Origin of the sequence: Roseibacterium elongatum DSM 19469 (assembly GCF_000590925.1) — a bacterium.
GTDB classification, from domain to species: domain Bacteria; phylum Pseudomonadota; class Alphaproteobacteria; order Rhodobacterales; family Rhodobacteraceae; genus Roseibacterium; species Roseibacterium elongatum.
This window is the reverse complement of sequence record NZ_CP004372.1, coordinates 2,545,356-2,563,840: the sequence shown is the minus strand read 5'-3', so window position 1 is coordinate 2,563,840 and position 18,485 is coordinate 2,545,356. Positions and strand designations below refer to the sequence as shown.

The 18,485-nt window shown below is 65.9% G+C and carries 16 protein-coding genes, 1 tRNA gene and 2 pseudogenes; 13 read left to right on the top strand and 6 right to left on the bottom strand.

What is annotated here, in order from left to right; all coding sequences use genetic code 11:
- The first annotated feature begins 51 nt into the window (after nt 1–51).
- On the top strand, nt 52–648 hold the full coding sequence (locus ROSELON_RS12450; RefSeq protein ID WP_025312695.1) for a nucleotidyltransferase family protein: 597 nt from the start codon (nt 52–54) through the stop codon (nt 646–648).
- 66 nt (nt 649–714) lie between these two features.
- On the opposite strand, the gene ROSELON_RS12445 is transcribed toward ROSELON_RS12450, so the two are convergent.
- From ROSELON_RS12445 to ROSELON_RS12425, 5 genes and pseudogenes are all read right to left on the bottom strand, one after another.
- A complete protein-coding gene (locus ROSELON_RS12445) occupies nt 715–2,010 on the bottom strand; it encodes a Hint domain-containing protein (protein ID WP_051508412.1) in 1,296 nt (431 codons plus the stop codon).
- Complete coding sequence (locus ROSELON_RS12440) at nt 2,007–4,694, bottom strand: calcium-binding protein (RefSeq protein WP_038650393.1); 2,688 nt, start codon at nt 4,692–4,694, stop codon at nt 2,007–2,009. The genes ROSELON_RS12445 and ROSELON_RS12440 overlap by 4 nt, the downstream gene beginning before the upstream one ends.
- A 719-nt stretch (nt 4,695–5,413) precedes the next feature.
- A tRNA-Leu gene (locus tag ROSELON_RS12435) sits at nt 5,414–5,498 on the bottom strand.
- A gap of 51 nt (nt 5,499–5,549) precedes the next feature.
- A pseudogene (locus ROSELON_RS12430) lies at nt 5,550–6,921 on the bottom strand (TRAP transporter large permease).
- Nucleotides 6,918–7,508 carry a TRAP transporter small permease gene (locus ROSELON_RS12425; protein WP_025312694.1) on the bottom strand — a complete coding sequence of 197 codons (591 nt, stop codon included), beginning with the start codon at nt 7,506–7,508 and terminating at the stop codon, nt 6,918–6,920. Before ROSELON_RS12425 ends, ROSELON_RS12430 begins: the two are co-directional and overlap by 4 nt.
- Nucleotides 7,509–7,704: 196 nt before the next feature.
- On the opposite strand from ROSELON_RS12425, the gene ROSELON_RS12420 reads away from it, so the two are divergent.
- The 3 genes and pseudogenes from ROSELON_RS12420 to ROSELON_RS12415 all read left to right on the top strand — a co-directional run bounded on the left by ROSELON_RS12420 (nt 7,705) and on the right by ROSELON_RS12415 (nt 8,885).
- Nucleotides 7,705–8,319 carry an exopolysaccharide biosynthesis protein gene (locus ROSELON_RS12420; RefSeq protein ID WP_025312693.1) on the top strand — a complete coding sequence of 205 codons (615 nt, stop codon included), beginning with the start codon at nt 7,705–7,707 and terminating at the stop codon, nt 8,317–8,319.
- Between the two features lie 75 nt (nt 8,320–8,394).
- A pseudogene (locus tag ROSELON_RS19085) lies at nt 8,395–8,595 on the top strand (disulfide bond formation protein B); the annotation flags it as partial.
- The gene (locus ROSELON_RS12415) at nt 8,520–8,885 is read left to right on the top strand and encodes a disulfide bond formation protein B (protein WP_342665290.1); all 366 of its coding nucleotides are present in this window, start codon (nt 8,520–8,522) and stop codon (nt 8,883–8,885) included. The pseudogene ROSELON_RS19085 and the gene ROSELON_RS12415, both read left to right, overlap by 76 nt.
- A 24-nt stretch (nt 8,886–8,909) precedes the next feature.
- Here ROSELON_RS12415 and ROSELON_RS12410 read toward each other — a convergent pair whose 3' ends face one another.
- Nucleotides 8,910–9,179, bottom strand: a complete 270-nt coding sequence (locus ROSELON_RS12410) for an usg protein (RefSeq protein ID WP_025312691.1) — start codon at nt 9,177–9,179, stop codon at nt 8,910–8,912.
- Between the two features lie 196 nt (nt 9,180–9,375).
- On the opposite strand from ROSELON_RS12410, the gene gyrA reads away from it, so the two are divergent.
- The 9 genes from gyrA (at nt 9,376) to gluQRS (ending at nt 18,439) form a co-directional block, all read left to right on the top strand.
- A complete protein-coding gene (gyrA, locus tag ROSELON_RS12405; RefSeq protein ID WP_025312690.1) occupies nt 9,376–12,153 on the top strand; it encodes a DNA gyrase subunit A in 2,778 nt (925 codons plus the stop codon).
- An 11-nt stretch (nt 12,154–12,164) separates the two neighbouring features.
- On the top strand, nt 12,165–12,584 hold the full coding sequence (locus ROSELON_RS12400; RefSeq protein ID WP_084613776.1) for a DoxX family protein: 420 nt from the start codon (nt 12,165–12,167) through the stop codon (nt 12,582–12,584).
- 206 nt (nt 12,585–12,790) lie between these two features.
- A complete protein-coding gene (locus tag ROSELON_RS12395) occupies nt 12,791–13,717 on the top strand; it encodes a LysR family transcriptional regulator (protein WP_038650391.1) in 927 nt (308 codons plus the stop codon).
- Between the two features lie 53 nt (nt 13,718–13,770).
- Complete coding sequence (locus ROSELON_RS12390; RefSeq protein WP_156945939.1) at nt 13,771–14,169, top strand: hypothetical protein; 399 nt, start codon at nt 13,771–13,773, stop codon at nt 14,167–14,169.
- A 189-nt stretch (nt 14,170–14,358) separates the two neighbouring features.
- The gene (locus ROSELON_RS12385; protein WP_025312686.1) at nt 14,359–14,991 is read left to right on the top strand and encodes a hypothetical protein; all 633 of its coding nucleotides are present in this window, start codon (nt 14,359–14,361) and stop codon (nt 14,989–14,991) included.
- Nucleotides 14,992–15,079: 88 nt separating this feature from the next.
- Nucleotides 15,080–15,514 carry a hypothetical protein gene (locus ROSELON_RS12380; protein ID WP_156945938.1) on the top strand — a complete coding sequence of 145 codons (435 nt, stop codon included), beginning with the start codon at nt 15,080–15,082 and terminating at the stop codon, nt 15,512–15,514.
- Between the two features lie 98 nt (nt 15,515–15,612).
- Entirely contained in the window at nt 15,613–16,968 is a 1,356-nt protein-coding gene (gene trmFO, locus ROSELON_RS12375; RefSeq protein WP_025312684.1) for a methylenetetrahydrofolate--tRNA-(uracil(54)-C(5))-methyltransferase (FADH(2)-oxidizing) TrmFO, read from the top strand.
- Between the two features lie 22 nt (nt 16,969–16,990).
- Nucleotides 16,991–17,596, top strand: a complete 606-nt coding sequence (locus tag ROSELON_RS12370) for a class I SAM-dependent DNA methyltransferase (RefSeq protein WP_025312683.1) — start codon at nt 16,991–16,993, stop codon at nt 17,594–17,596.
- Nucleotides 17,597–17,602: 6 nt separating this feature from the next.
- Nucleotides 17,603–18,439, top strand: a complete 837-nt coding sequence (gluQRS, locus tag ROSELON_RS12365; RefSeq protein ID WP_025312682.1) for a tRNA glutamyl-Q(34) synthetase GluQRS — start codon at nt 17,603–17,605, stop codon at nt 18,437–18,439.
- The last annotated feature ends 46 nt before the right edge of the window (nt 18,440–18,485 follow it).

Below are 18,485 nucleotides of genomic sequence, written 5' to 3'. Positions count from 1 at the left end.
CCGGTCTGTCGATCCTTGACCCGGCCGCCGACTCGCGATCTGTCTGCGGTCATGGAGGATGCCATCGATATCGTGCTTTTGGCCGCGGGCCGGGCCACGCGGATGCGCGGGGCCGACAAGATGCTGCAAGAGGTGCCTGTCATGCTGGGCACCGAGCCGTTGATCCGCGCCATGGCGCGGCGCTGCGCCCGCGTGGGTCCGACCCGTGTGGTGATCGCCCGGGATCAGGATGCGCGCCGCGCGGCGGTGGCCGATCTGGATGTCGAGATCGTCGACATCCCGCCGGGCGGGGGCATGGCGGCCTCGATCGTGGCGGGGGTGCAGGGGCGCGATGGCCCGATGATCGTGGTGCTGGCGGACATGCCCGACGTGACGGCGAACGACATCTACCGCCTTGCCGGCCTGTCGCGGCAGGCCCCGCAGGCCATTCTGCGCGCGGCCGCCGCAGATGGAACGCCCGGTCACCCGGTCCTCTTTCCCGCCGACCTGCGCCCGGCGCTGGAGGGGCTGACAGGCGACGCCGGCGCACGCGCCATCCTGCAGGCGCACGAGGCGCGCGTGCATCTTGTGCCGCTGGACGGAGAGCGCGCCTTGACCGACCTCGACACACCCGAGGATTGGGCGCGCTGGCGCAAGGCGCAGCGCTGAGCCCGCAAAAAAGACGGGCCGCCCGGTGGGGGCGGCCCGTTTCGTCTGAACCGAGGGGCCTCGCGTTCAGAGCTGCAGCAATTTGGCCTCGTGCGCCTTGAGCGTGCGGCGCGCGGCGGCATAATCGCTCTGGCCGACGCGACCCTCCAGTTCGGGGAACAGCGTGAGGATCTCGTTGCGCTGCGTCTCGCCCATCGAGCCGAGGGTCATGTCGCCGGGCTGGAAGCTTTCGGTCCAGGCCCCGTCGGACAGCACCACCTCGTGGCGGTCGAACATGAAATGCACATAGGTCGTGCGCATCGTGTCGATCTGGTCGATGCCTTCCATGCCGACCAGATGCTTGGCGGCCACCAGAACCTCGCTTTCGGCGAAGTAGAGCTGGGTGGCCTGACCGCTGGCCAGAACCCGGTGCTGCGGGCTGACCATCATGTCGCGCTCGGGCAGACCGTGGCCGAGGCTGCCGGCCTTGATCAGGATCGGGCGCAGGTTCGGCGCCGTCTGCAACTCGGGCCGGGTCAGGGTGCGGCTGCCGATCCACCGGATCTCCTGGATGCCATTGTCGCGGGTCAGCACCTTGTCGCCTTCGCGCAGGCTCTCGACCGGCACCTCGCCCGTCGGGGTCGCGATCAGGGCGCCGGGCGTGAAGCAGGGGATGACCTTTTCGATCTCTTTGAAGGTCAGGGTCCCCGCGACTTCGGTCTGCGAGGCATCGGTGTAGAAGATCACCGTGCCGCTTTCCCCCGGCTCGCCTGTCGGGTCGATCGCATCGTCGAAGACGATCTTGAGCGGGCCGCCATTCGACAGATCGAGCACGTCGATATCGCCGTCATCGGCATCTTCGCCGCCCGCGACACTGTCGCCGGGTGTCAGGCTGTCGGCACCGACCCCTTCGAGGTAGGTATCGCCAAAGATCGGATCGGTGAACTGGCCGACGGTGAAAGTATCGTTGCCGACCCCGCCCGACATCGTGTCGGCCCCCTGGCCGCCGATGATCAGGTCGTCGCCCTCGCCGCCCTCGATCACGTCATCGTCGATGCCGCCATCCAGCGTATCATTGCCCGACCCGCCGAGGATCGTGTCGTTGTCATCCTCACCCAGGACCAGGTCGTTGCCCGCCCCCGCATCGATGAAATCGTCGCCGTTGTTCAGGATCGGGTCATTGTTGATCGGGTTGACGTTGTCGTCGATCAGATTGACGAGCGGCTCGCCCTCGCCCCCGATGATCGTGTCGTCACCGGCGCCCGAGGAAATCGTATCGTCGCCCTCGCCCCCGATGATGAAGTCATCGCCCGACCCGCTGGTGATGCTGTCGCGGTCGAACCCGCCATCGATGACGTTGTCACCGTCGCCGGCGTCGATCACGTCATCGTCGTCCCGGTCGTGATCGTGTCGTCGCCGGCCCCCGCAATCACCGTGTCCAGATCGTCCGCCGGGTCGGGGTCGCTGTTGCCGACGAAGGGGAAGCCCAGATCGGGCAGACCGTCGATACCGGCGTTGATCAGGTTGTCGCCGTCACTGTCGCTGATCAGGTCGTTGCCCGAGGAGCCGTTGAGGGTGTCGTCATCCACGCCACCGTCCAGCGTGTCGTTGCCCGACCCGCCCGTCAGTGTATCGGCGCCCGCGCCGCCCAGCAGGCTGTCATCGCCCTCGGCGCCGCCCATCGAGTCGTCGCCCTCGCCGCCGTCGAGCGTGTCGTTGCCCTCGTTGCCGCGCAGTTCGTCATTGCCGGACCCGCCCGAGACGCTGTCGTCGCCCAGCCCGCCGGACAGAGAGTCGTCGCCACCCTGTCCAAGGATCACGTCCGCGCCGGTGCCGCCTGTGATGGTGTCGTTGCCCTCGGGGCCGGTCGGATCGGTCACAAGATACATCTGCACGTCGTCGATGGCCGCGCCGACGTTGTTCTCGTCCCCCAGCCCCTCGAATTCCAGGCGGTTGCTGCCGTCGCCGGCGCCGCCCACGACCTCGAATTCAAAGGTCGTCATGTCCCCTTGCTCAGGGTCCACCGTGGCGATCAGTTCACCGCCCCAGTACACGTTGACCAGGTTTTCGCCGGGGCCGGAGTCGGCCGCGAACTCCGAGTCGCCCGCGTCGAACACCAGCAGATAGGTCTGGCCATCCTCGATGCCGGCCACGTCCTGGCCGATGCGGTTGTTGCCCGGCGACCCCTCGAGGTCGAGCCAGTTGGTCCCGTCGGACGCCTCGAGATTGCCGCGTTCATCGTTGTGGACGTTGATCTGCGTTCCATTGGCATCGGTCCAGCCGGGCATGGCGCCGGGCGAGACGAAACCGAACACCGACGTGTTCATGCCCGACGTGTCCTCGAACGACCCGTTCACGATCAGGTTTGGCCCGACCGGCGTGCCGGCCTCGACATCGTCGCCATAAAGCGTGTCGTTGCCGGTGCCGCCAGAGATCACGTCGTCGCCGGTTTCGCCATAGATCAGGTCATCGCCGTCATTGCCCTCGAGCGTGTCGTTGCCCGGGCCTTCGGGATCGGCCGGCAGGGGCGCATCGAAATAGACATCCGTGATGTTCACACCCGAATTGGCGCCGCCATCCTGGCTATGTTCGATCACGATGCGCGACACCGGACCGGGAATGTCGACCAGCATCGAGTAATTCGGCGAATCGTCCTCTTCGTAGCCGCCGTTCGAGTCGGCGCCGTCGATCTCGCCATCGCCGTCACTGTCGATGCCGGTCAGGTTCGCGCCCAGCGTCAGTTCGATCTCGATGGGCTGGCCCGCCGCGTCGAAGGCGAAGACCTTGACCACGCCATCGCCATCGATGTCGTTGACGCGGAAGGCCACATTCTCGACCTCGTCCGAGAAGGACAGCTGGTAGCTTTCGCTGTTGCCCGCACCATTCGTCGTCGACTCGAAACTGCTGTTGTCGTCGATCGTCTCGCCGCCGGTGTCGATACCGGCCACGTTCTGGTCGCTGTCCTCGTAGATATTACTGACCGTCGGCGATTGCGGATCGAGGATCGAGAAGGTGACATCGACATTGCCGGTGTTCTGGGTGAACCCTGTGATGTCGTCGCCATTCTCGATCGGGTCGGCGCCGTTCGGGGTCGGGGGCCTGATCCCACTCGAAGCTTTCGCGCACCGATCCGGGCCGCCCGCCTCGCCCAGCGCGCTGTCGCCGAAAATGACATCGTCGCCGCCATCGCCCGGCACCGAGTCGTCGCCCGACCCGGCATAGACGGTGTCGTCTGCCGCACCCGCAAGGACCGTGTCATCGCCTGCCCCGGCATCGACCAGATCCTCGTCGCCGCCGGTCTGGTTGTCGCCCGCGTCGATCAGGTCGCCTTCGGGGTCGCCGGTGTAGCCCGCGTCGATCAGGTCGCCGTTATCGCTCCCCTCGACGATGAAATCGCCGCCGGGTTCCGCCGTATCGTAGATGGCGACATAATCGATCGCCCCCTTGAAGAACTGGTCGTAATCGCCGTCGTCTTCTTCGCGGGCGCCGAAGGTAAAGCTCTCGTCGTCATTGTCGCCGATATCCATGGTCAGACCCTTGGTATCGGTCTCGACGGATTGGCTGGTGCCGTCGGTGACATTCTCGACGGTCAGTTTCGCGCCGGTTTCCGCATCCCAGCTGTAGGAGGCGTTGATCACGTCACCGGGATCGACCACGCCCGGCGCCGTCTCGAGCGTCGAGACGGTGCCGTCCTTGGTGTAGTGGTCCACCACGACCTTGCCGTCCTTGGTCACCTTGATCGCGAACCAGCCCTCGTCGTCCTTGTCGTCGAACTCGCCGCGGTTGACCACGACATCCGGGCTGGTGCCGACCTGTGCGTCTTGCGTGAATTGAACCTCGATCGTCCCTTCCTTCAGGTCGAAGGGGTCATCCACGCCCGTCACATCGAAAAAATCGCCGTGACCGTCGGTCACCATCTGGTCGCCGGAGGCCGCCGCATCGCCATGGAAATGGCCGTTCTGCGCAAATCCGTCGTCGAGGCCGGTATCCTTGTTTTCCGCACCGCTGCGGAAATCCCAAAGGCCGATCAATCCGGTCACGCTGCCTGGATCGCTGAAATTGGTCATGATCTTTCTCCCAAACGGACCGGAGTTCCGGCCTTGTCCACAGCTGCGGACAACAAAAAACAAACAACTGTGGACGATGCGCCGGCAAAAAGGCGACCGCATCACGCGCGCTGCATCCAATCTGGAGGAGAGGAAAAGGCCATATGGCGCCACGAGCGGACACTCGCAGCCGTCAATGCACCACGATCGTGGCGCACCTACCCCGTGTTCCCGGCGACGGCCGTTATAACCGTCCTATCGCGACAACACCCTCCTCGCATCGAAAGATACGCGTCGTGTGCGGCCGCCCCCGTGGCCTATGGCAAACATCGCCCCCCAGTTGGGCTGCCTTTTTGATACCCGAATTCCGCCACACCCAGAAACTAAAATTGTTCGCGATGTGGCAGACTTGGGGCAAACGCCCCGTGCAGACGGGGGCAATTGAGGCGACATCATGGCAAATTGTTTCCGCACACACGCAACCTGACAGCCCGAAAAGCCAAGCACTCTACATGCTTTCATCTAAAGGGACGTCGGCCAACCGCTGGCGGTTGTTTCCCGCCTTGCGACAATCACGATCGCTCTCAGGAAACAGATTGTCGCCGTCAAACGGCAAAACATGGCACGAACATGTCACCCGAGGGCCAAATGTTGGCGCATTCGCGTAACCAAAACCGAATCAGAATCGATTCGTCCATGCGACGCGGCGCGGCCTTTTGACATGTCTGGAAGACTGCGGATGGTACCCGAGGTCGGACTCGAACCGACAAGCCTTGCGGCGGGGGATTTTGAATCCCCTGCGTCTACCAATTCCGCCACTCGGGCACGCCAGCGCCACTTACCCAAGCCCGCGGGCGCCGTCAATCGCCCGTGTCGCTAGCCGAAGACGACGCCGACCAGCCACAAGGTGACCCCCGGAAACAGCACCAGCAGCACGACGCGCAGCAGATCCGACAGGACAAAGGGGGATCACCCCGACATAGGTCCGCCACATCGGCACGTCGGGGGCCATGGAATTGATGATGAACAGGTTCATGCCCACCGGCGGCGTGATCAGCCCGACCTCGACCACGATCAGCGCGAGGATGCCGAACCAGATCGCGGCCTCTTCGGGGCTGAGCGCGACACCCAGCACCACGAACTCCTGCGCCAGGATGATCGGCAGGAAGATCGGGATCGTCAGCAGGATCATCGACAGCGAATCCATGACGCAGCCAAAGGCCAGGTAGGCCAGCAGCATGACGCTCAGGATGACCAGCGGGGCAAAGCCCGACGCCTCGACCCACAGCACCAGCTGATCGGGCGCCCGCGTCAACGCCAGAAAGGCCGAGAACAGTTTCGCCCCCCACAGGATGAAGAAGATCATCGCGGTCGATTGCGCGGTTTCCAGAACCGCGTCGCAAAACCCGCGGCGGTCCAGCCCCCCGGCCAGCCAGCCATAGACCCCCGTTGCGATCGCGCCGACGGCCGCGCCCTCGGTCGGGGTGAACAGGGCCTGGACGCCATCCTGCGCCCAGTTCCAGTCGGCGGCGATCCCCCCCATCACCAGCCCGAAGATCGCCACAACAGGCCAGACCCGCCATGTCCGGCGCAGGCGCAGACCCAGGGGCACCCGGTCCTCCTGCCCGGCCGATCCGGGGCGCATCCGGACATAGACCGCAACGGCCAGCATGTAGCCAAGGGCGGCCAGCAGCCCCGGCACCACCGCCGCGATGAACATCTTGACGATGTTCTGCTCGGCCAGGATCGCGTAGATCACCAGAATGATCGACGGCGGGATCAGGATGCCCAGGGTGCCGCCCGCCGCCAGAACGCCGGTCGACAGGCTGTCGGAATAGCCGCGCTTGCGCATTTCCGGCAGGGCCACCTGCCCCATGGTCGAGGCCGTGGCCAGAGACGAGCCGCAGACCGCCCCGAACCCCGCGCAGCCGCCCACGGCGGCCATGGCCACCCCGCCCTTGCGGTGCCCCAGCCAGTCCGACGCCGCCTGAAACAGCGCCGCCGACAGGCCCGACTTGGTCGCGAATTGCCCCATCAGCAGAAACAGCGGCACGATCGACAGGTTGTAATCCTTGAACGTGTCATAGGTCAGCGACTTTAGCTGGCTGAGCACCGGATCGGGCCGGCCATAAACCAACCAGGACCCGACGAAGCCGGTGATCGCCATCGCGGCCCCGATGGGCACGCGCAGAAAGATCGCCACAAGCATGAAGGCAAAGGCGCTCAAGGCCAGTTCCAGCCCGCTCATGTCGGCTGCTCCGCGCCGCTCAGCACCCAGTTGAGCGCACGCCACACGGTGTAGAGCGCGGTCAGAAAGAACAGGGCCGCGCCGATCACGGCCAGCCCGTAGGGCACCCAGATGGGCATTTGAAGCTCATAGGTCGTTTCCGGAAAGAACGGGCGATAGCCCATGCCCAACGCCGCGCGTAGCGCGTCCGAACCATAGGGCAGTTTTTCGCCGAACCCGGCCCATAGCCGCCAGACCATGACAAAGGCCGCCGCGGCGATCAGGATATCGCCGAGCAGGCCCAGCACGGCGCGGGCGCGCGCCGGCAAGGCGTTGGCCACCAGATCGACGGCCACATGCCCGCGGTTGAACTGGCACCAGGGCAGGAAACAGAACACCGCCAGCGCGCTGCCGATCTCGACCATCTCGTAATCGGCTCGGATCGGCCCGAGAATCCAGAGACCGTCCAACTGCCGCCCGAGGATCGAGGCGCAGACCATCAGCCCGATCAGCGTCAGGATCGCCCCGCCCGCCAGCGCCATCGCCCCCGCAATGTGTTTGATGACCCGCCCGACGGCCTGCTCGGCGCGCGGTGCCAGTGCCGTCATGCTCCATGCCCTCCAATCGTCGGCCGCGCGGGGGGCTGTCCCCGGACGGCTGCGGTCGCGGCACTCTACGGCGCCGCCTCGGCATGCAAGCCACGCCGGAGGGGCGTTTGCGCGTCAGATGCTTGACGCCATGGCCGAGTTGCGGCACCGCAGCGCGAGGGGTCCGCGGGATCCGCGACAGACAGGAGAGCTATCCATGACGGCGCCACCCGACGAGACCATGGCCATCTCGCACCGGCTGACCGATCTGGCCCAGGACGCCGAGGGCGACACGGTCACGCTGGCCTGGATCCTGTCGCAACTGCACGAACGGGCCTTCGGGCTGTTCCTGCTGGTGCTGGCCCTGCCCTGCTGCATTCCCTTTCTCTACGGCGTGCCGCAGGTCGTGGCCCTGCCGCTGATGTTCGTCTCGGCCCAGATCCTGCTGGGGCGGACCACGCCGTGGCTGCCGAAAAAGCTTGCCGCGCGCACGGTGGCGACAGCGTCGCTGCACAGCCTGGCGCGCCGCGCGGGCCCCTGGCTGCGCCGGATTGAGGCGTTCAGCCGGCCGCGCCTGGTGGCGCTGACGCGCCGCCCGATGGACCAGATCGTCGGTCTCGCGCTGGTGTTGTTCAGCGCCTCGATCCTCGTTCCGCTGCCGGGCACGAACACCGTTCCGGGGTTCGCGGTCGTCATCATCTCGATGGGGCTGCTGCAACGCGACGGCATTCTCGTGGTGCTCGGCTCCATCCTCGGGACCGCCTGGATCGGCACCCTACTTTTGGCCGGGGCGACTCTTGCCACCCTGATCCGCGGCTGGCTAGGCGTCTAGGGCGCGGCGCTGCCCTTGCACCCGACCGGTGTTCGCGTAGAGATCGTCGCAGCGACCCCTCCAAGGACCCTCGTGATGCCCCAGATGCCCCTGACGCTCAGCCGCCGCCAGACGATTGCGCTTGCCGGGCTTGGATCGGCGGTGATCCTGGCCGGGGCCTTTGCCTTCCAGTACATCGGCGGGCTGGCGCCCTGCGCCATGTGCCTGTGGCAACGGTGGCCCCATGCCATTGCGGTGGTGCTGTCGCTGATCGGCCTGGCCCTGCCCGGTGTCGTCCTGGCGCTGGCCGGCGCGGCCAGCATGCTGGTGAATACCGGCCTCGGCCTCTATCACGACGGGGGTCGAACGCGACGTGGTGGGAAGGTCCGTCCAGTTGCACCGGCGCCGGCGGGGATCTGGGCGCGATGTCGGTCGAGGACCTGCTCAACCCCGAGGTCGGCCCCGCCATCGTCATGTGCGACGAGGTCGCCTGGGAGATGTTCGGCCTGTCGATGGCCAGCTACAACGCCATTGCGGGGCTGGTGCTGGCCGCGATCTGGATCATGGCCGCCCGCCGCCCGGCCTGAGCCGCCTTTGCCTGCCCGCCCGGGTCAGTGATAGGTGAACTCGCCCGTGACGTTGCGCCATTCGCCGGGGCCGATCATCTGGCGATGAACGAAGCGCACCGAGTGCAGCGGCCCATCCAGCGATTCCTGCCAGAACTCGATGAAGTCGAACAGTTTCGGGTAATCCGGGGCAAGGTCGTAATCCTGCCAGACGAAGGTATTGAGAACGTTGCGATAATCGGGCATGCGATAGACCATCTCGGCGGTGGTCAGCCCGTATCCCTTCAACAGCAGCCCGGTCTCGGTTTCGCGCATTTGGCACCTCTTGCGTTGCCTCCTCCACGCGACCAGACTGCCAGATCGGGACCAAAAATCAACGAAAACAGCATGTTGGCACTTATTCCCCATGGCTGCCAGCGGGTCAGCGGCGCTGCCATTGCACCCCATATCCCGGCCCTCTATACTGCGCGGCAACAAGATATAGACACGCGACAGGACCAAGGCGCAGCCCGTGACCGACACCCCAGAACCGCCTGAAAACCAAGACGAAATCGGTGCCGAGCCGCCCGCGCCCAGCGGGCCGTCGATCGACATCGCCGCCGAGATGAAGACCAGCTTCATCGACTATGCCATGTCGGTGATCATCAGCCGCGCCATTCCCGACCTGCGCGACGGGTTGAAACCGGTCCACCGCCGCATCCTGTTCGCGATGCACGAGACCGGCAACACCCACGAAAAGGCCTATCGCAAATCCGCCCGCCCGGTGGGCGACGTCATGGGCCAGTATCACCCCCACGGCGACTCGGCCATCTACGACGCGCTGGTACGCATGGCGCAGGATTTCTCGATGTCGCTGCCGCTTCTGGACGGTCAGGGCAATTTCGGCTCGATGGACGGCGATAACCCGGCGGCGATGCGCTATACCGAGGTGCGGATGGACGCGCCCGCCGCCTATCTGCTGGCCGATATCGACAAGGACACGGTCGATTTCCAGGACAACTACGATGGCAAGCAGCAGGAACCCACCGTCCTGCCCGCGCGCTTTCCCAACATGCTGGTCAATGGCGCGGGCGGCATTGCGGTGGGCATGGCCACCAACATCCCGCCGCATAACCTGGGCGAGGTGATCGACGCCTGTCAGGCGTTGATCGAAAACCCCGATCTCAGTTCGGAACAGCTGATCGAGTACATCCCCGCCCCCGATTTTCCGACCGGCGGCCTGATCCTGGGCCGCTCCGGCGCGCGCAAGGCTTATCTGGAAGGGCGCGGCAGCGTCATCATCCGCGCCAAGACCCATGTCGAAGAGATCCGCAAGGACCGCTATGCCATCGTCATCGACGAAATTCCCTATCAGGTGAACAAGGCCTCGATGATCGAGCGGATCGCGGACCTCGTCCGCGAGAAGAAGCTCGAAGGCATTTCCGGCGTGCAGGACGAATCCGACCGCGTCGGCGTGCGCGTGGTGATCGAACTGAAGCGCGATGCGACGCCCGAGGTGGTGCTGAACCAGCTGTTCCGCTTCACGCAGATGCAGACCTCCTTTGGGTGTAACATGCTGGCGCTGAACGGGGGCCGGCCCGAGCAGTTGACGCTGCGCGGGTTCCTGACCGCCTTCCTCGATTTCCGCGAAGAGGTGGTCGCCCGCCGCACCGCGTTCGAGTTGCGCAAGGCGCGCGAGCGCGCGCATGTGCTTTGCGGGCTGGCCGTGGCAGTGTCGAATGTCGACGAGGTCGTGGCCACGATCCGCGCCTCGGCCGACGCGGCGGAGGCCCGAGAGAAACTGATGACGCGCCGTTGGCCGGCTGCCGAGATCGCCGATTACATTCGCCTGATCGACGATCCGACCCATACGATGAACGAGGACGGCACCTACAACCTGTCCGAAACGCAGGCCCGTGCGATCCTGGAATTGCGCCTGCAACGCCTGACCCAGATCGGCGTCAAGGAAGTCACCGACGAGTTGGAAGAGCTCGCCGCCAAGATCAAGGATTACCTCGCCATCCTCGCCTCGCGCGAGCGTATCCTGTCGATCATCTCGGACGAACTGGCCGAAGTGCGCGAGAAATTCGCCGTCCCGCGCCGCACCGAGATCACCGAGTGGTCCGGCGATATGGACGACGAGGATCTGATCGAGCGCGAGGACATGGTCGTCACCATCACGCAGGGCGGCTATATCAAGCGCACGCCGCTGGCCGAATTCCGCGCCCAGAAACGCGGTGGCAAGGGCCTGTCGGGCGGTGGTTTGAAAGAGGATGACGTGGTCACCTCGCTTTTCGTGGCCAACACGCACACGCCGCTTCTGGTCTTCACCACCAACGGCATGGTCTACAAGCTCAAGACCTGGCGCCTGCCGCTGGGCAGCCGCGCCAGCCGCGGCAAGGCGCTGGTCAATATCCTGCCCATCGAGATCGGCACCGGCATCGCCGCCGTCATGCCCGTCGATCGCGACGAAGCACATTGGGACGAGTTGCAGATCGTCTTCTGCACCGACCGCGGCACGGTTCGGCGCAATGCGCTGAGCGATTTCGCCAATGTCATGCGCAACGGCAAGATCGCCATGAAATTCGAAGGCGACAGCGAAGGCTGGCGCATGATCAACGCGCGCATCGCCTCGAACGAGGATGACGTGATGCTGGTCACGAAACGCGGTCGCGCCATCCGCTTCCCGGCAACGGATGTGCGCGTGTTCAACTCGCGCTCTTCGACCGGGGTACGTGGTGTCAAGCTGTCGGGCGATGACGAGGTCGTTTCCATGTCCATCATCCGCCATTTCGAGGCCGACCCGGCCGAACGGGCGGCCTATCTCAAGCAGCGGCGCCTGATGGCCGGCGCCCCCGAGGACGAGGCGGACAGCGACGAGGAAGAGACCGTCGCCGAAGGTCAGCTGTCGCAGGAACGCTATGCGGAAATGTCGGCAGCCGAGGACCTGATGCTGACGATCACGGCGCAAGGGTCGGGCAAGCTGTCGTCCAGCCATGACTACCCCGTGCGCGGGCGCGGCGGGCTTGGGGTCACGGCCATGGACAAGGCCATGCGCGGCGGCCCGGTCGTGGCCTGTTTCCCGGTGGACATGGAGGACCAGATCATGCTGGCCACCTCGACCGGCCAATCCATCCGCGTGCCCGTCGACGGCATCTCGTTCCGGTCGCGCAGTGCGGGCGGCGTCAAGGTCTTCAACACCGGCAAGGGCGAAGAGGTCGTCTCGGTCGCGTGGATCGCCGATCAGGGCGAGGATGAAGACGGGGCCGACGCGGCCGACACCGACACGCCGGACGCGCCGCAGGAATAAGGGGCCAGGGCATGCGCATGCTTGACGCCTTGGCCAGCCGTTTCGACGCTGCACTGGCCCTGGTGGCGCGTGTGCTGATGGCCTCGCTGTTTCTGATGGCGGGCATCTCGCAGATTGGCGATGTCCGCGGTTTCACCGAAAGACTGGCCGCCGATGGCGTGCCCATTGTCGTCGGTGGGCTGGTGTTCTGGGTTCTGATCCTCGGGGGCCTGCTGCTGGCCATGGGATGGGCGACACGCGCCGTGGCGCTGGCCCTTGGGGGGTTTTGCCTGGTGTCGGCGCTGCTGGCCTATTCCGATTTCGAACAGGCGACCGACATGACCATGCTGCTCAAGAACATCGCCCTGGCAGGCGGATTTGGGTTCGTGTTTCTGCACGGGCCGGGCGCATGGTCGATCGACAGGGCCATTGCGCGGCCGTCCGCCGACTGAGGCGCGCCGGACCTCGTGGGGCCTCTCCATGTCTGTTGCATGCGCGCGACAGGGCGCCGCCTGTTGCGCGCAGATCATCGACGATCCGACACCATCGGAATTAAATATCCGCTGACCGACTTTCGGACAGGGTCCGATCCGGGTGTTTCGTGATCAGTGCCCCGTCGTTCCAGCACTTATTCCCGTCGAGACGAAGGACTGCGCCCGTGACATGGGATGACTTGCGCTATCTCGTGGAGGTCAAACGCCACAAGACCCTGACCCGCGCGGCCACGGCCCTTGGCACGAATGTCGCCACCGTGTCGCGCCGGATGGACCGCATCGCCCAGGCGCTTGGCCACCCGGCCATGATCCGCACATCCGATGGCTGGACCCCCTCGCCCGAGATCGCGCATCTGCTTGCCATCGCGGAGGACTTCGATCATCGGATCGAAGCCGCGCGCAACAATTTCGATGGCGGCACCGGGACCGTGAGCCTGACAATCGGGGCCGCGCCCGTGCTGCTGTCGCGGATCCTGTTCCCGCACCTGCCGATACTGCGGGATGACGCGCCCGAGCTCGAGCTGGAGTTTCGCAACCGCATCTTTGAAAGCGGCCTTGGCGATTGCGACATCGTCTTGCTGCGCAGCCGACCGGAGAGCGGCCGCCTGATCGCCGCGCGCATCGCGGATTTGCCCATCGGCATCTATGCCCATCCGCAGGCCGATCTTGCGGGCGACTGGATCGGGATGCCAGATGAATACGAACGCTTCGGCCCGCAGGCCATGGCCAAGGCGTGGTTCGGCCGGCCGCCGCGCATTCGCGTCGAACAGATCGACCAGATCGCCGACCTGATCGAGGCCACCCGCACCATGGGTCCTCTGCCACATGTGGTCGCGGCGAAGTATCCGCATCTGCGCCTGCTGTCCGCCCCGCAGGACGATCTCATCGCATCCGTCTATGCCGCCTATCATGCCAGCCGACGCGGGGACCGCACGCTCGAGGTGGTGCTGGACTGGATGCGTACGGCCTTTCGGACCGCAGCGACTGCCACGCCACCGGCGCCGTCTGCCGCGGCGCACACCGTCGCGTTGCACGACCGCAAAGGCATGTTTGCAGCGCTGTCACTGGCCCCGGCAAAATCGAGGCCATAGCATTCCCAATACAACATCCGGCAGCAAAGCCGGGGTGAGGCAGGAGAATGCGAATGATAGTCTTCGGTGGGTCATGTTGCCTTTCCGTGCGGGTGCTGCTCGGGGTCAGCTACCTAATCGTTGCGGCTTTGGAAATGGTGGCTCCGGGGGCGCTGGCGCCTGCGTCGGGCGATCCGTTCTTGCGCTCGCCCGATCTGGAACTCAAATCCGCGATCGCGCTGCTGATCCTTGCCGTCGCCGCCTCGTGGCTGGTCCTGGGCATCCGCACGCGCGTCATGGCCTTGTTGAGCGTGGCGCTGCTGCTGGGTTTTGCATGGTCGAACCACTACATCCAGACCGGCGGCGTCTGGGCAATTTATGCCGCTTCGGCGGTGATTCTCAGCGGCCCGCTCCTGCGGTTTGGTGGCGGGCGTCACGCCCTGGTCAAGGGCGCATGGCAGGGTCTGGCCTGAGGCACAATCCCCCTCATTTTCAAACCGTTATGCGGCCCGCCCGATCGCCCGGCCGGGCCGCTTCGCTTTTCTGCCACGATCTCGCCAAGACATGATCATGGTGCCCTCAAACTCCTGCCCCGTTGGACGCGCAGCTTTATCGGTGAAACATACCCCTGGTCCCGCATCGAAAAGGACGCGAGAAAGACCATGAGCAACGGAACGACAAGCAGGATCGCCCTCGGCGCCGTCGCGCAAGCGACACTGCGCATCATGATCGCCTCCTATTTTCTGGCCGTGGCCCTGAACATCATTCCGGGCACGGATCTGGCGCTGCTGTTTTCCTGGGCCATCCCGCCGATCTGGGCCGGCGCGCTGGCGGCGGCCATCGTGTTTCTTCTGTCCTTCATGGTGATGATCGCCGTTCACACGCGCGTTGCCGCGCTGTTGCTGGGGCTGATGGTCTTTTACACCAGCTACCTGACCATGGTCGAACTGGGTGTCGAGCGCGAACTGGGCGCTTTCTGGCGTGACCTTGCCCTGATCGCGGCGCTTTTGCTGACCTACAGCGATGCACAGCCCGGCGTCCGCGACCGGCGCGGCCCGATCCATCGCCATGTGGCCCCGCGCCGCGTCACGCTCGGGCTCGACATACCGGCCGGCCGTCATGCCACCCCCGTCGGCCCGGCCACCGCCGAGCCAACGCCCGCGCCACGCAGCCACGCCCCCACGTCCAGTGCCCACCGCCCCATGCCTTCCCCGGCCCCCCGCGCCCCGATCAACCAGGCAGCGGTCGAGCCGGATATCGTGAACATCTTTCTCGACGAGGATCAGTACGCCTGACCGATCCACGCACGCTTAACCAGTCGACCATGTGCCAGGCCAACCCAAAAAGCAGGATGAGCAGTCATCCAAGTCCAGAGGCAGAACCATGAGAGACCTGACAGAATGGCTCCGATTGAACATGAGGGTGTGCCTGGCCGCCACGCTCATCATCGAGGCCGCCATCGGGCTGATGCCCCAACTTGAGAATTGCACCTTGCCCAGTGTGGTCGGGGGCATGGATCACCGCATGGAAATCCCCGCCACCGCCCTGTCGGCGCTGTATTTCGTGCTCAGCTTCTGGCTGATGCTGGGCATTCGGACCGGCCTGACCGCCGCCGTGGCCGCCGTTCTGCTGATCGGCCCCGCCATCCTGACAACGCCGGACGGCGACCCGGCCCTGGCGGTGAAGATCACGCTGGTCGCCGTTTTCTCCGTGCCCCTGGTGCTGTTTGGCGGCGGCCGCTACGCGGTCCTGGAAACCAAGGAAGCGTGGATGCTGGACGAGACCGCCGAAGAAAAGCCCGCGCAAGCGTCGATCTGACACCAACCGGCGCGCACCGCCCGCAAAGCGCGCCGTCCGATGTGGTCAAACGCGCCCCGGCCTTGAGGCTTGGGGCGCGTGCCTCTATGTCCCCCGACATGACACGCGAACTTCATATCATCGGTGGCGGCATGGCAGGCTCGGAAGCGGCCTGGCAAGCGGCCAATCTCGGGCTGTCCGTGGTGATCCACGAGATGCGCCCCAAGGTCGAAACCTTTGCCCACCAAACCGGCAACCTGGCCGAAATGGTCTGCTCGAACTCGTTCCGGTCGGACGATGACGAACAGAATGCCGTGGGCCTGTTGCATTGGGAGATGCGCCAGGCCGGCGGGCTGATCATGGACATGGCCGACACCCACCGCCTGCCTGCCGGCGGCGCGCTGGCCGTGGACCGCGAGGCCTTTGCCCAGGGCGTGACCGAGCGTCTGCTGGCCCACCCGCGCATTCGCGTCGAGACCGGCGAAATCACCGCCCTGCCCGATCGCGGGCATTGGATCATCGCCACCGGCCCGCTGACCTCGGGCGCGCTGGCGCAGGCCATCGCGGCCGAGGCCGGACAAGACAGCCTCGCCTTTTTCGATGCCATCGCCCCCATCGTCTATGCCGACACGATCGACATGGACATCGCCTGGCGGCAGTCGCGCTACGACAAGGGCGAGACCGAAGAGGAGCGCACCGCCTATCTCAACTGCCCGATGAGCCGCGAGCAGTACGAGGCCTTCATCGACGCCCTGCTGGCCGCCGAGAAGACCGAGTTCAAACCGGGCGAGACCGCGGGCTATTTCGACGGCTGCCTGCCCATCGAGGTGATGGCCGAACGCGGGCGCGAAACCCTGCGCCACGGACCGATGAAACCCGTCGGCCTGACCAACCCCCATGACCCGCAGACCAAGCCCTGGGCCGTGGTTCAGCTGCGCCGCGACAACAAGCTGGGCACGCTCTACAATATCGTGGGCTTCCAGACGAAGATGAAATACGGTGCCCAGGCGCAGGTGTTCCGGATGATACCGGGCCTGCAGGATGCGAAGTTCGCGCGTCTCGGCGGCATTCACCGCAACACCTTCATCAACGCGCCGACCTTGCTCGACGACCAGATGCGCCTGCGCACGCAGCCTCATATCCGGTTGGCGGGGCAGATCACCGGGGTCGAGGGCTATGTGGAATCCGCCGCGATGGGCTTGCTGGCCGGTCGCATGGCCGCAGCCGAGATCATGGGCGGCACCCTGCCGCCGGTGCCCCACACCACCGCGATGGGCGCGCTCGTCACCCACATCACCGGCGGGGCCGAGGCCAAGACCTTTCAGCCCATGAACGTCAATTTTGGCCTCTTCCCCCCGGCTGACGGATTAAAGGGCGGGCGGCGCGGACGCCGCGATCGGTACAAGGCCTATACCGACCGCGCCAAGGCCGACTGGACCGGATGGCTGTCGGCGACGGCGCTGGACGCCGCCTGACCGCGCCGCTAGCCTTGTGACCATGACGGATGATTACCTGGACAAGGTCTACCGGCTGAGGACGGACGCAGAGCGCCGCGCGCTCTACGACGACTGGGCCGGGCAATATGACGGCGACCTGACGGCGCAGGGCTATGTCACGCCCGCCCGCTGCGCCGCGGTCGTGGCGGGCAGTGCCCTGCCCAAGGACGCCCCCATCCTCGACATGGGCTGCGGCACCGGCTTGTCGGGTCGGGCGCTCGCGGCCGAGGGGTTCACCCGGATCGACGGCGCCGATGTCTCGACCGGGATGATGGCCGAGGCCCGCAAAAGCGGCGTCTATGCCCGGCTGATCGACCTGTCGGGCGCAACGGCCCCGGCCAATCATTATGCCGCCGTCGTCGCCGCCGGCGTGATCGGCACCGGCGCGGCCCCGCCCGATGTGTTCGACCAGTGCCTCGACCTGCTTTCGCCTGGCGGGCTTTTCTGCTTTTCCTTCAACGACCACGCGCGCGCGGTGCCGGCTTATACCGACCGTCTCGACGCAGCGGTGACGACCGGCAAGGCTCGCATCCTGGCGCAGGAGATGGGCGATCACATCATCGGCCTCGGCTCGCGGGCGATGGTCTATCTGCTCGAGCGTCAGTAACCCCCCGTGCGCACCCGCTTTGCCCCCTCGCCCACCGGGCCGCTCCACCTGGGCCATGCCTTCTCGGCCATCACCGCACATGACATGGTGCGCGCGACAGGCGGGCAATTCCTGCTGCGCATCGACGATATCGACCAGTCCCGCGCCCGCCCGGAATGGGAGGATCTCATCACCGAAGACCTCGCATGGCTGGGCCTGACCTGGGACGAGCCGCCCTGGCGGCAATCGGACCACCTGTCGGATTACCGCGCCATCGTCGAGCACCTGGCCGGGCGCGACCTGACCTACCCGTGTTCCTGCACCCGCCGCGACATCGCCGAGGCCGCCGCCGCCCCGCAAGAGGGCACGCCGAAACACGGCCCCGACGGACGCATCTATCCCGGCACCTGCCGCGGCCGCCCGATGTCGGACTGGACCGAGGGCATGGCGATCCGCCTCGACCTGGCCAAGGCGCTGCCCGATCTCGATGTCGGCTTCACCGAAACCGGCCCGGCCCGTGCCGGCCCCCACCGCGTCACCCTCGCCACGCTGCTGGCGCAGGTCGGCGACCCGGTTCTGGCCCGCCCGCACATGGCGGCCAGCTACCACCTGTCGGTCGTGCTCGACGACGCGGCGCAGGCCATCACCCATGTGATCCGCGGCGAAGACCTGTTCGAGGCCACCCAACTGCAGCGCGCGCTGCAGGCGCTGCTCGGCCTGCCGACGCCGATCTATCACCACCACCGGCTGATCCGCGACGACACCGGCAAGCGCCTGGCCAAGCGCGACGACGCCCGCGCCATCCGCACCTACCGCGACGAGGGCGCCACCCCAGCCGACATCCGGCGCATGATCGGCCTGTAGCGCGGAAACCCGCCCCTTCATCTTGGCAAAAATACCTCCGGGGGAG

What these genes read in the sequence shown, in the direction of transcription:
- ROSELON_RS12450 (WP_025312695.1), top strand. Translation starts at nt 52, where the DNA reads ATGGAGGATGCCATCGATATCGTGCTTTTGGCCGCGGGCCGGGCCACG.
- ROSELON_RS12440 (WP_038650393.1), bottom strand. Translation starts at nt 4,694, where the DNA reads ATGACCAATTTCAGCGATCCAGGCAGCGTGACCGGATTGATCGGCCTT.
- ROSELON_RS12425 (WP_025312694.1), bottom strand. Translation starts at nt 7,508, where the DNA reads ATGACGGCACTGGCACCGCGCGCCGAGCAGGCCGTCGGGCGGGTCATC.
- ROSELON_RS12420 (WP_025312693.1), top strand. Translation starts at nt 7,705, where the DNA reads ATGACGGCGCCACCCGACGAGACCATGGCCATCTCGCACCGGCTGACC.
- ROSELON_RS12410 (WP_025312691.1), bottom strand. Translation starts at nt 9,179, where the DNA reads ATGCGCGAAACCGAGACCGGGCTGCTGTTGAAGGGATACGGGCTGACC.
- ROSELON_RS12400 (WP_084613776.1), top strand. Translation starts at nt 12,165, where the DNA reads ATGCGCATGCTTGACGCCTTGGCCAGCCGTTTCGACGCTGCACTGGCC.
- ROSELON_RS12390 (WP_156945939.1), top strand. Translation starts at nt 13,771, where the DNA reads ATGATAGTCTTCGGTGGGTCATGTTGCCTTTCCGTGCGGGTGCTGCTC.
- ROSELON_RS12385 (WP_025312686.1), top strand. Translation starts at nt 14,359, where the DNA reads ATGAGCAACGGAACGACAAGCAGGATCGCCCTCGGCGCCGTCGCGCAA.
- ROSELON_RS12380 (WP_156945938.1), top strand. Translation starts at nt 15,080, where the DNA reads ATGAGAGACCTGACAGAATGGCTCCGATTGAACATGAGGGTGTGCCTG.
- trmFO (WP_025312684.1), top strand. Translation starts at nt 15,613, where the DNA reads ATGACACGCGAACTTCATATCATCGGTGGCGGCATGGCAGGCTCGGAA.
- ROSELON_RS12370 (WP_025312683.1), top strand. Translation starts at nt 16,991, where the DNA reads ATGACGGATGATTACCTGGACAAGGTCTACCGGCTGAGGACGGACGCA.